9 protein-coding genes are annotated in these 11919 nt (G+C 71.0%); 1 reads left to right on the top strand and 8 read right to left on the bottom strand.

Translation table 11 applies throughout. The features are described 5' to 3' along the window. Positions 1-258: 258 nt before the first annotated feature. A complete protein-coding gene (locus tag IPQ09_05690; GenBank protein ID MBL0193713.1) occupies positions 259-1533 on the bottom strand; it encodes a hypothetical protein in 1275 nt (424 codons plus the stop codon). Positions 1534-1693: 160 nt separating this feature from the next. Here IPQ09_05690 and IPQ09_05685 point away from each other — a divergent pair, with 160 nt between their 5' ends. Further along, positions 1694-3688, top strand: a complete 1995-nt coding sequence (locus IPQ09_05685) for a DUF4091 domain-containing protein (GenBank protein MBL0193712.1) — start codon at positions 1694-1696, stop codon at positions 3686-3688. 42 nt (positions 3689-3730) lie between these two features. On the opposite strand, the gene IPQ09_05680 is transcribed toward IPQ09_05685, so the two are convergent. The 7 genes from IPQ09_05680 to queG form a co-directional block, all read right to left on the bottom strand. After that, positions 3731-3832 (bottom strand): hypothetical protein, encoded by a 102-nt coding sequence (locus IPQ09_05680; GenBank protein ID MBL0193711.1) that lies wholly within the window; start codon positions 3830-3832, stop codon positions 3731-3733. Continuing rightward, positions 3820-4566, bottom strand: coding sequence for a VCBS repeat-containing protein (locus IPQ09_05675; GenBank protein MBL0193710.1), 747 nt, complete (start codon positions 4564-4566; stop codon positions 3820-3822). The genes IPQ09_05680 and IPQ09_05675 overlap by 13 nt, the downstream gene beginning before the upstream one ends. 363 nt (positions 4567-4929) lie before the next feature. Continuing rightward, positions 4930-6027 (bottom strand): hypothetical protein, encoded by a 1098-nt coding sequence (locus IPQ09_05670; protein MBL0193709.1) that lies wholly within the window; start codon positions 6025-6027, stop codon positions 4930-4932. Positions 6028-6561: 534 nt separating this feature from the next. Then, on the bottom strand, positions 6562-7074 hold the full coding sequence (locus IPQ09_05665; GenBank protein ID MBL0193708.1) for a hypothetical protein: 513 nt from the start codon (positions 7072-7074) through the stop codon (positions 6562-6564). Between the two features lie 48 nt (positions 7075-7122). After that, positions 7123-8190, bottom strand: a complete 1068-nt coding sequence (meaB, locus tag IPQ09_05660; GenBank protein ID MBL0193707.1) for a methylmalonyl Co-A mutase-associated GTPase MeaB — start codon at positions 8188-8190, stop codon at positions 7123-7125. Between the two features lie 56 nt (positions 8191-8246). Beyond that, positions 8247-10676 (bottom strand): DUF11 domain-containing protein, encoded by a 2430-nt coding sequence (locus IPQ09_05655; protein MBL0193706.1) that lies wholly within the window; start codon positions 10674-10676, stop codon positions 8247-8249. A gap of 119 nt (positions 10677-10795) precedes the next feature. Next, positions 10796-11872, bottom strand: coding sequence for a tRNA epoxyqueuosine(34) reductase QueG (gene queG, locus IPQ09_05650; GenBank protein MBL0193705.1), 1077 nt, complete (start codon positions 11870-11872; stop codon positions 10796-10798). Positions 11873-11919: the final 47 nt, after the last annotated feature.

Here is an 11919-nt window from a genome sequence, read left to right as displayed (position 1 = left end):
TGGATCCCGGCACACCCGAGAGCACCGCGGCGCTGATGCAGAAGGCGAGCTTCCCCTCGGCGAGTCCGAGGAGCATGAGCCCGATCCTCCGCCGAACGACCGCTGGACCGACGAGCACTCTCGCACGCAGCTCGCTGCGCGCGTCTCCGAGCCGCAGCTCAGCGCCGCGTCCGGGCGGCCCGTCGTCCGACACCGCGTCGCTCCGAGCCGTGCCTCCGAAGAATGGAGGGCTCTTCCCTCGCCCGATTCCGCGCAGCCTCAGTCCCGCCACACCTCGAGCCGCACGTCGTCGTAATAGACCTCGCCCTCGTAGTAGTTCTCGTGGGGATCCCCGAACATGAACCAGTCGTCCCACGCGCCGTCGGCGGGCCAGTGCGGGTGTTGCGGCCCGAGCGCGGGCCACGACGTGGTGTCAGTGCACGCGCCGGAGGGCTCCCCCGGGCGGTTCTGGTGAAAGACGCAGCGGGCGGCGGCGTCGATCGTCCCCTCGTATTTCTTCTTCCCGCCGAACGCGAAGTCCCCCTCCACCGAGAGCGTGAAGTGCCCGTCCTTTCGGGCGATCGTGACCGTGTACCAGGTGCTCGCCTTGTAGGCGTCCACCGCGCGAATCTCGCCGGAGGGCTGCCAGGCGCCCGACGAATACGACAGGAACGGCTTGCCGATGCGCTCGTTGCCCCCCGCCGTGCGGCCGTCGACCGCGAACATCATGATGGGGTGCTCGCCGCTGTCGACGAACTTCGCGCCGTCCCAGATCTGCATCCACGCCGGGGAGTGGTTGTCGCTGTCGACGACCACCTTGCGGTGGTGATGAATCCACGTGTTGTTGTGGGGGCGCGGCGGCGTGTCCAGGATCGTGAGCCAGTAGAAGCCGTTCTGATCGACCGCGCTCGAGGTGCTCCAGGGCTCCGCGGTCTCGTTGCCGGAGTCGTACCCGTTCTTCCCCGGTTTGCCGTCTCCGAAGCTCGGGAAGCCCACACGGACGGAGACTCGATACGCCGGAGGCAGCGCCTTCGTGGGGCGCACGATGGTCGCGTCGGTGTGGGCGATCGACCGGATACGGAGCGCGCGGTTCGAGGGGTTCCCCGGATCCGGGGCCGTCTGCGCGAGCGCCGCGGGAGGCGCGCCGGTGGTGCGCGACGCCGACTCGACCGTGAGCCACCCGTCTCTCCCGATCGCCGCCGACGCGCGCTGGGTCGTGGGCGGACGCACCCCCTTGGCGCGAAAATAGCTCCCGTCGTCCGCGAAGGGATCTGTGTCGACGACCGGAGCGCTGCTCCATGCGCCTAGCGCGAGCGGCGCGGGTGCCTCGAACGTCTCTTCGTAGGCGAGGACCCAGCCGCGCGGCCCCCCGGGCGGGTCCGGAGGCGCAGCCCCGTCCGACACCGGAGGCGGCGGGCCGCCCGCGCTCGAGGTCGCCGGCGCGGTCGGCGAGCCGGGAGTGACGCTCGGGCCCGCCGCGCCCTCGCAGGCGGAGGCGACGCCGGCGACCCCGATCACCAGCCACACGCCCCGAAGTCGACCGAAGACGGACATGCCCGACCGTAGCATGGGAACCGCTCCCCCCTCGTCCATAGGCATCTCCGAATAGCCCTGTTGCCACCGATATGGCGTCGCTCGAGGCCGATGCATCGGATACAACGCTGCGACCGGACGCGGACCGACGTGGTTCGCAAAACACGACCAGCGAGGCCCCGTGCGACGAGCCGTATTTTCCTCCACTCTCGCGGCGATCCTGCTCTCGTCCGCCCACGCCGCGGCGGCGCCCACGGTTTGGGCCATCGACGACGGCGAGAAGCTTCGCCGCGACGCGATCGACACTCCCTTCGAGACGGGACGCGACAACCCCATCTGGGTCCCCGGGAGCGCCATCAAGCTCGTGGCCGTCCGGAACGAGACCGTCGCGTTCCAGATCGTCGTCGAGGCCGACACCGCGGCGCTGGACGGCGTGACCGTAGACCTCGCCGAGCTCGTCGGCCCCGGCGGCGCCATCAAGAACGAGCCTGGCGCCACCGACATTACGAGGCCGGCCGGCCGACGCATCGAGCGCTTTGTGGAGCACTTCGTCGAAATCAAGCGCGTGTCCGGGAACACGACCAAACCGACCGAGTCGCTGGGCTGGCGCGCGGGCTCGGGACCCGACCCCTCACGCTGGGTCGGGTTCGTCCCCGATGCGCTCATTCCGGTGGAGGTCGCCCCCGCGTGGTCGCCTTACCCCATGCGCGTCGCGCCGAAGCAGAACGGGATCGTATGGGTCGACGTGACGGTGCCCCGCGGGCAGGCCCCGGGCGTTTATCGCGGCGACGTGGTGGTGAAGTCCTCGGCGGGACCGCTCGCCACGCTCCCCGTCGAGCTCACCGTGCACCCGGTCGTGCTCCCCGACGCACCGGCCAAGACGATGCTCTACTACGAGCTCGACTCGCTCGCGAGCCGCATGGGCAACGGCCCCGCCGCCGAGACGAACCTGTGGAAGCTCCTCCACCGTCATGGCCTCTCGGCGATGCATCAGGCCCTCTCGGCGGCGGATCTCCCTCGAAAGCTGCCCGCGCTGGACGGCTCGCTCTACACGCCCGCGAATGGCTACGATGGGCCCGGAGAGGGCCAGGGCGACGGCGTCCTGAGCCTCGGCACCTACGGCGACTACGGCGCCCCGACCGCCGCCCGGCTGACGCAGGTCGAGGGGGTCGCGACCGCGCTCGCGCAAGCAAGGCTCATCGGCAAGCTCGACGTCTTCGTCTACGCCGCCGACGAGAGCTGCGCGAGCCCCTACGGCCAGGGGTGGGTGAGCCTCCTCGCCTCGTCCAAGAACGCCGACGCGAAGAACATCCCCGTCGCGTGGACCTGCTACCAGAACCCGGCCGCGCAGCCCGTGCACATCCCGATTCTTCCGGGGCAGTCGTACGACGCGAAGGCGGCCCAAGCCGCGAAGGCCGCCGGCAAGCGAGTGTGGGCCTACAACGGGGTGCGGCCGCACACGGGCACCTTCATGATCGACACCGAGGCCGTGTCGCTGCGCGTGAACGCCTGGCTGCAGGGCATGTTCGACATCGAGCGCTGGTACTACTGGGAGACCGTCTATTGGTACGACGGAGTCAACGGCGGACAGGGGCCGGTGGATCCCTTCGTGACCGCCGAGAACTTCCACAATCGCGACGGCGACTACTGCAACGGCGACGGCATGTTGCTCTATCCAGGCAAGCAGGTCGACCGGTTCACGAGCCACTCGATCGGGACCGACGCGCTGATCGCCTCGATTCGCCTCAAGAACCTGCGCCGCGGAGTCCAGGACGCCGGCTATATGCAGCTAGCGCGCGCGGCCGATCCGGCGCGGGTCGACTCCATCGTGCGCAAAGCGATCCCCAAGGCGCTGAGCGAGTCGTCGTCGGGCCAGCCCGCTTGGGGAGAGCGGGGCAAGCCGTTCCACGACGCGAGGATGGAGCTCCTCGGGGTGGTCACCGGCTCACCTCCCGGCACGGGCCCGGGCCCCGTGTCTCCGGATGCGGACGGCGGGACCGGCCCCGGGGCCGCCCCGACCGGCCCCGGCGCGGGCGCTGCAGGCGAGGCGGCGGCCGGCGGCTGCGGCTGCCGGAGCACGAGCCGCGCGGGCGACAGCGCGGGCGGTGTCGCCGCGCTGGGCCTCGGCCTCGGCGTGCTTGTGCTCGCGGGACGGCGGAGGCGCGGCTCGCGTTAGGGCTAGGGGAAGCCGGTTATGTGCGGGCGCGTGGTCCCGCCGCTACTCCACTCCGCAGACAGGGCCTCCGTTCACGAGCACGCTCACGCCGATGCCGCCGGCAACCACGAGGTCGAGCTTGCCGTCCCCGTTCACGTCTCCCACCGCCATAGAGCGTGGCAGGGGTCCCGTGGGTAGTCGACCTTCGGCGCGAACGTCCCCGTGCCGCTGTTCACCAGCACGCTTACCGTGTTGCCGCCGGAGTTCGCCACCACGAGGTCGAGCTTGCCGTCCCCGTCCACGTCTCCCAACGCCACCGAAGACGGCAACGTTCCTGTGGGGTAGTCGACCGGCGTGGCGAACGTCCCCGTCCCGCCGTTCACAAGCACGCTGACCGCATCGCTGTATTCGTTGGCCACCACGAGGTCGAGGTTGCCGTCCCCATCCACGTCTCCCAACGCCACCGAAGACGGCGACCCTCCCGTCAGGTAGTCGACCCGCGCAGCGAACGTCCCCGTACCGCTGTTCACCAGCACGCTCCGTGGCCACCACGAGGTCGAGCTTGCCGTCCCCGTCCACGTCTCCCAACGCCACCGAATACGGGGTGCTCCCGTGGGGTAGTCGACCTTCGGGGCGAACGTCCCCGTCCCGCTGTTCACCAGCACGCTCGCCGTGGAGCTGCCGTTGTTCGCCACCACGAGGTCGAGCTTGCCGTCCCCGTCCACGTCTCCCAAAGCCACCGAAGACGGGGTGCTCCCTGTGGGATAGTCGACCTTCGGGGCGAACGTCCCCGCACCGCTATTCACCAACACGCTCACCGTGTCGTTGCCGTAGTTCGCCACCACTGCGGGGTTTCCACGAGACATGAGCGCGACGAGCGCGTATTCGACATGATCCATCTGGGCTTCGCGCGGCGCGCGAGGTGCTCGCGCTCATCGCCTCCGCCGGCGCCATCGAGCTCGCTGGGAGCTCTGTGACCCTCGACGACGCGGGGCTCCCCGACCTAGTCTCGGCGCTCACGGCGGGCTCGCCGGTTACTCGTGATCGGCGACGACATCCCCCGGGGTACTCTCTCCCGATCGCGTGATCGGCGACGACATCCCCCGGGGTACTCTCTCCCGATCGCGTGATCGGCGACGACATCCCCCCGGGGTACTCCCTCCCGATCACCTTTTCGAGAAACGACAGCCTTTGTGGGTGATTTTGGTCGTCCCGGAGGAGCATGGTGGCATAGCCAACCTGTCCGCTCGCCGGGAGGAAGCTCAGGGCTTGCAGGAGTCCTTGACGTCTGGGAAGACGGTGCGCCAGAGTTCGAGTGTCTGGATGCACAGGTGGGCCCCCGTAGAGTACCTGGGCAGTCCGGTGTCCGCCGTGTCGCCGCCCGAGATCCCGACCACAAAGCCCGCGGGATAGATCCGGCCTACATCGGTCGCGTTCTGGGCGCTCGGGCGGAGATGCAACATGCGAAACCGCTTGCCGGTCGCCTGATCGGTGAACTCGGGCATGTAGCCCCAACCGTAGACGCCGGTCTTGTCGAGCTTCGACGCGTGCCGAAGCACGACGGGCGTATTGGCGCGCACCAACAGATCGGTGTCCCACCACCCGCCGGACGACATGTAGGGGCCATAGGTCAGCGGCACATTCCACCACTGCACGTTCGCGCACGAGAGGACGCCGTTGCAGATGTCGGCGCGTGCCCCAGGCTCCTCGATGCAGCCCGGAGCGCCGCACGCCTCGACCGACGCGGTCCGCTTTCCCGCGCAGCGATAGAGCTGCCCGGCGGGCCCCCCGATGGCGTTCCCGCAGTACGTGCCGTCCGCGTCGTTGAAGCACGGGTCCACGGCGTCGCTCGCGCACGCGTCGGGCGCCTTCGGATCGCTCGCCGAATAGCAGCCGTCCTTGCAGGCCTCCCGCTTCGCGGTGCGCTTGCCCACGCACGTGAAGAGCGTCTTTGCGTCGCCGCCAATCTCGACGCCGCAGCGGACGCCGTCGGGATCGTTGAAGCAGGGGTCGACCGCGTCGTTCGCGCAGACGTCGTCGCGCGCCTCGGGCTTGCCGGGCTCTCGGACGAAACAGCCCGTCGCGCAGACCTCACGCTTCTGCGTCTTGGCGCCTTGGCAGGTGATGCGCGCGCCGACCTCGCCGCCGAGGCGCTCGCCGCAGTAGGTCCCGTCGGCGCGCCCCTCGCAGACGTCCCTGGCGTCCGCGCGCGCGTCAGCTCCCGCGTCTGCGCCTAGGGTGGCCGGCCCGCCGTCGCCCCCTTCGACGTCGCCCGGCCCGAAGGGCTCGGGGTCTTCGGCGGCGCTGCCGCAAGCGATGAGCAGGGAAGCAAAGACTGACGCGAAGACCGCGCGGGACATGGCTAGCTTCAGCCCTCTTTCACGTGAACGTGGCCACATGCAGAACCCCCGGTCAAACGGCGCGCGGCGCTCCCGCACGGCACGCCCCTCGCTCTCACTTCACGGGGGCCGCCCTGAAAGCATAGTCGGGAGACCACGGCGAAGCCCGTGCCATGGCGCACGCGGGAGCGCGCGACATGTCCGATGTCACCACGACGTGAGGCGCGCGCGGACACGGGAGCCCGACTTCGCCGGATTCGAGCAGACGCTCCGCCATCGAAGCGCCACCTCCCGAGCCGCTAGCCGCTGCAGTCTCCGGTCTGGGAATCGCAAATTGGCAGCGGCGAGGGTCGGCGGAGGGAGCCCGCCTTCACCCCCGTACGGACGCGCCGTGGCGACGGGCGCTGGGCTGCAACCGTTGCCTTGGTGGTCGGCTTCGTGTCCTGGTTCGCCTGGTTCATTGTCGTGAAGCCTGGCACCGCTCGCGGCGCACCGCCAGTCAGCCGCGTCACGTGCGTCTCGGCAGGACCTGGGAGCGGCGGCGCGCCCTCGCGTCTACTGGCTCGCCAGCTCCCGCTGGACCTCTTCGTACGGAGCGGCCGGGACCACGCGCTCGCCGCGCTTGGCGACCCACGACTCGAGGGCGCGCTGCTTGTCGGCGTAGCCCTTGGTGACACCGCGGTTCGTGACCACGAGCCACCCGTTCTTCAGGCGGTACTCGGGGCGTCCGTCACCGCGCCCCACCTCGCGCACCACGACGCCCTGATAACCCGTCTTCCCGGGCTGCGGCGCCACCTTCCCCTTCTGCTCTTCCAGGTCCTCGAACTTCTTCCGAAAGACGTGCGATTCGCCCCGACTCAGGGTGAACGACGGGTTGTCGTCACCACGGGAAAGGTCGAAGGTGACGCGAAGCTGGGGCTCGCGTTCGATGCCGGCCGGGCTGTCCGAGTCGGGGCATCCCGTGAGGGCGCCTGCGAGGAGCACGAGCGCGAGCGGACGGACGAGGGCGTGGAGCGCGCCGCGACGGCCGAGGAGCGGCTCGCGGTCGAGGAGCAAGGTGCGGAACATTCTGGCGCGCAGCCTGGCGCCGCGCCGGCGAAGAACCAAGCGAAAACGTCACGAGCCGGGCGCCGGAGCGCCGCGCCCCCGGAAGGCCTCGAGCAGCCGCTCGGTCTCGGTGTACGGATCCGAGGTCTTGGAGGACACGCGCGCGACCGCCGCGTCGAGCTCGTCGCGGAGCGTCCGCGTCGCCGCGTCGATGAGGGCCTCGCGCAGCGACTCGCGGACCTCTTCGGCGAGCCGCGCGGCCTTCCGCTCCTGCCCCGCCACCGTGCCCTCGAGCCACGCGCGGTGGGCCACGAGGTGCGCCGTGAGCTCGTCGATCCCCTCGCCCCGCAGCGACACGCATCGGGTGATGGGCGGTGTCCACGTGGCGCTGGCGCCTCCGCGCTCGTGCGCCGGCGCGCCGGGCGGACCGAGCGCCTTGCCATGCACGACGTGCCCGCGGGACTTGGACACCGCCGTCATGGTCTCCGAGCCGAGCGCGATCATGAGCTCGATGTCACGCACGGTGGAGTCGACGCCGTCGCGATCGGCCTTGTTGACCGCGAACACGTCGGCCGACTCCATGATGCCCGCCTTGATCGCCTGCACCTCGTCGCCCATGCCCGGGGCCATGACCACGAGCGTGGTGTGGGCCGTGCGCGTGATCTCGATCTCGTCTTGCCCGACACCCACGGTCTCGACGAGGACGACGTCGGCGCCCGAAGCGTCGAGCACGCGCACCATGTCGCGCGCCGAGCGCGAGAGCCCGCCCATGTGCCCGCGCGTCGCGACGGAGCGAATGAACACGCCCGCGTCCAGCGCGTGACGGTTCATGCGGATGCGATCGCCGAGGATGGCGCCGCCGGAGTAGGGGCTCGAGGGGTCGACCGCGAGCACCGCGACGCGCTTGCCTTCGGCCTGGAAGCGCATGACCAAGCGGTCGGTCAGCGTGCTCTTTCCTGCGCCAGGATTCCCTGTAATTCCAACAATATAGGCACGTCCCGTGTGCGCAAATAACGCCTTCAGCGCGGCCGAGTAGCCCGGCACGCGGTCGTCGACCGCGCGGAGGAGTCGAGCCACCGCGCGGGTCTCGTTTCGCAGCACGCCAGGGGCGAGCGCGAGCACAGCTTCTTCAGACATGCCGCTTCGCTACCGAGAAACGGGCCGGTTGGCCAGGCTCGTTCTCGGGTCGCGCTTCACGGGCGCCGACGCCGCCGCCCCGCGAGCGCGAGGCCCAGCAGCGAGAGGCCCACGATGGCCGCGGTAGAGCCGCTCGCGGGGCGCTCGGCGACGCCGCAGTTGACGCCCCCGCCCTCGAGCGAGCCGTTGTCGTTGCGGTCGTCGCTTGCCCCCGGCAACGCGCCTGGCACGGAGCCGGTGGGCGCCGGGGTCGTGCCTGTGCCGGTGGGCACGGGCGTCGGGGGCTTGGCGTCCGTGGGGTCGAGGAAGTTGGGGACGCCGTCGCCGTCGGTGTCGCCGCGGCCCTCATCGACCGCGCCGTCCTTCTTGCCGTCGCCGTCGGCGTCGTCGTCGAGCCAGTTCTTCTTGCCGTCGCCATCGACGTCGTCGGGCTGCCGCGAGGACGTGGCGGCCGCGCGCTCGTCGGCGGTCTTGAGGGTGTCGTTGTCGTCGTCGTCGTCGACGAAGTCGGCCTTGCCGTCGCCGTCGGTGTCGAGCGGCTTCGTGGGGTCGGCGCCGAGCTCCGCCGCCGTCTTGACCGTGTCGTTGTCGTCGTCGTCGTCGAGGTAGTCGGGCTTGCCGTCGCCGTCGGTGTCGCGGGGCTTCGTGGGGTCGGCGCCGAGCTCGGCGCTCGTGAGCACTCCGTCGCCGTCGTCGTCGGTGTCGAGCGCGTCGATCTTCCCGTCGCCATCGGTGTCCTGGGGCTTCGCCGTGTCGCCGCCGACCTCGACCCCGTCGCGGACGCCGTCGCCGTCGGTGTCGGGGTTCGTGGGGTTCGTGCCAATCACGAGCTCGACATCGTCGGGGAGGCCGTCACCGTCGGTGTCCTTGCCGACCGCCGACGGAGTCGGGGTGTCGGGCTGGCTGCCCGGCCCCATGGTGCCCCACGTGGGCTCGAGGGTGAGGCCCGCCGCGACGGCGGCCTTGCCGCTCGATCGGATCACGCCCTTGTTGGAGATGAGTGGCGGCGGCGCCGCGGAGATCTTCACGCGGAACCGTACGATGCTCTCTTCGTTGATGCCCAAGCTGCCGCCGGAGGTCGCGTTCGCGCCCGCGCCGACGCGCACCACCACCGCGCCCGCGGCGGCGTCGAACTCGGCCTGATCGTCACCGCCGGCGTCGGTCTTCGCCCCGGTGTTCGGCCCGGAGACGATGGAGAGGGAGCCCGCCTCGTAGGTCGTCCCGGTCGGGATTGCGTCGCGGAGCTCGGTGCGATCGGAGGGATCGCTGCCGGTATTCTTCACGGCGATCGAGTACTCGAGCACGTCGCCCGCGAGCGTGCCGCCCGTCGGGTGCGTGAGGTTCTTCACGGTCTTGGGGGACGCCGTGAAGTCGGGCATGAGAGACGAGAGCGACGTCGCGAGCCCGGCGAGCGCGAACGTGTCGCTCGCGGTAGCGAGCCGCGCGACCGCCGCGCTCTGGCCCGCAGCCATCTGGGCCGTGACGTCGATGACGTCGACGTCGATTCCGGACATCGACCCGATGGCGCCGGTGAGCTGCGGGAGATCGCCGGGCACGGAGACCGGCACGCCGAGGCTCGTGCGCGAGCCGTTGAAGAAGTTCCCGACGGGGTTCAGCGGGTTCGACAGCGCGGTGAGCCTCGCCGTAGTGGGCCCGAAGGAGAAGCTGTCGCCCGTGTGCGCGTTGTCGCCCTCGAAGGTGACCACGCCGAGCGTGGCGTCGAAGCCCGCCGGCGGCACGAGGAACCCGCTGAGCGGCAGGTCGACCTGGCCGTTGTCGATGATGTCCATGCCATCGAACAGCGTGAGGTTCCGCACCGGATCGGTCTCTCGGTAGTAAAAGACCGTGAGCGACCACCCGCCGAAGCGCTCGTTGTCGTTGGCGTTGGCCACGTCTTGCACCGAGATGCCGCTGACCCCGTACGCGCCAGTCCCATGCTGCTTCACGAGGGCCGTGACGTCGGCCGAGGCGCCGTACCAGACCTTGCCGTTCACCGTCCGCACGACCGTGCTGTCGGATGTGACCGGCGCGCTGAAGGCGCCGGCTCCGACGCGATCGAGGGTGACGGTCTCCGAGGGCGCCGTGCCCGTGGGGAGAGACCCCGACCACGAGAGACGCGCCAGCGTCACGGTCGCGCCCGCGGGCACCGCGACGCCCTTCGTGTTCCCGCTCGCGAGCACCGCGACGCTCCGGGCCGTCGCGGGGGTGATCGCGAGAGACGCGTTCGTGCCGGCCGCGGCGCCGTCGGTGGTCCACCACACGTCCGGCGCCGAGTCGGCGAGGCCGGTGTTGCCGCACGCGCCGAGGGTGCCGACGAGGGGCGCAGGCGTCGCGTTGCCGCAGTCGTGGCCGAGGGTGTTCCCGATGACCGCGAAGTCGCCGCGCTGTGTGACCGTGACGCGCTGGGTTGCGGCCGACGCTGCGCGGGGCAGCACGATCGGGAGGGAGGCGGCGAGCAGCACAGTGGCGAGTCCGAGGCGCTTCATGGGTCCTTAGGCTACCGCCCACCCCCGGTCGCGCAAACAAAACCCGCCCTGCGGCTGTCGAAGCTTGAATGATTTTCGATGCATGGAGGCAGCAGCAGCGAGGGCCGCGCCCCGCACGCTCAGTCCCCACGGAGGCGGCCGAGGGCCCACGCGGCCGCCTCCCGCACAGCGGGCGCCGCGTGGGGGTCGGACGCCTTGGCGCTCAGCGCCGATCGGGCCACGGGATCCCCTCGATTCCCCAGCGCGATCGCGGCGTTCCGCTGCAGGCCGTCAAGGCCCGGGCGGCCGAGCGGGCTCCCGGCGCGCACCGCCTCGAAGCCGGCGGCGTCCAGCCCCAGCCAGCCCTCGAGCGACGCGTCGTCGAGGCGCGCGTGGGGCCGGAACGGCTGCGCGTCGGCCGCCTCGGCGCGGCCCGCGTTGAACGGGCACACCTCCTGGCACACGTCGCAGCCAAAGACCCGCTCGCCCACGCCCTCTCGGAGCGCGGGGTCGAGAGGCCCCTCGTGCTCGATGGTGAGGTAGGCCACGCATCGTCGCGCGTCGAGGACGAACGGTCGCACGAGCGCCTGCGTGGGGCACGCGTCGAGGCACCGCGTGCACGCGCCGCAGCGCCCGGGGATCGGGTCGTCGGGCGCGAGCTCGAGGGTCGTCACGACCTCGCCCAGGAGCACGTACGAGCCCACGCCGGGCGCGATGAGGAGCCCGTTCTTGCCCACGAAGCCGAGGCCCGCCCGCGAGGCCCACGCGCGCTCGAGCACGGGCGCGTCGTCGACGAGCGGCCGCGCGGACACGCCCGGCGCGAGGGCCCGCACGAAGGCCGCGAGGCGCCGGAGCCGCTTGCGCAGACCGTTGTGGTAGTCCTGGCCGCGCGCGTACCGGGCCACGCGCTGCGCCATCGGGCCGTCACGGTCGTCGTCCGCCCGCTTGTAGCTGCGGGCCAAGCAAATCACGGAGCGCGCGCCCTCGAGGACGGTCGGACGATCGAGGCGCGCGCGGACGTCGGCGTCGGCGGCGAGGTAGTCCATCGAGCCGTGGTACCCGGCGGCGAGGAACGCCTCGTAGCGCGCGTGGTCCTCGCCGAGCGGCTGATCGGCCCGCGCGATGCCCACCACGTCGAAGCGGAGGCGCCGCGCCTCGTCCTTTACGCTCTGCGTCAGCCGGGCACGCTCGGTGGAATTTGCGGGATGAACGCTCAAAACGACACTTCGAGGCTAGCCCGAGCCCGGCAGCGTTGCTATGCGCA

This window comes from Myxococcales bacterium (genome assembly GCA_016720545.1).
Lineage (GTDB): Bacteria > Myxococcota_A > Polyangia > Polyangiales > Polyangiaceae > JAAFHV01.
Note: the sequence above shows the minus strand (reverse complement) of the source record. Positions and strands in the feature narration are given on the sequence as shown.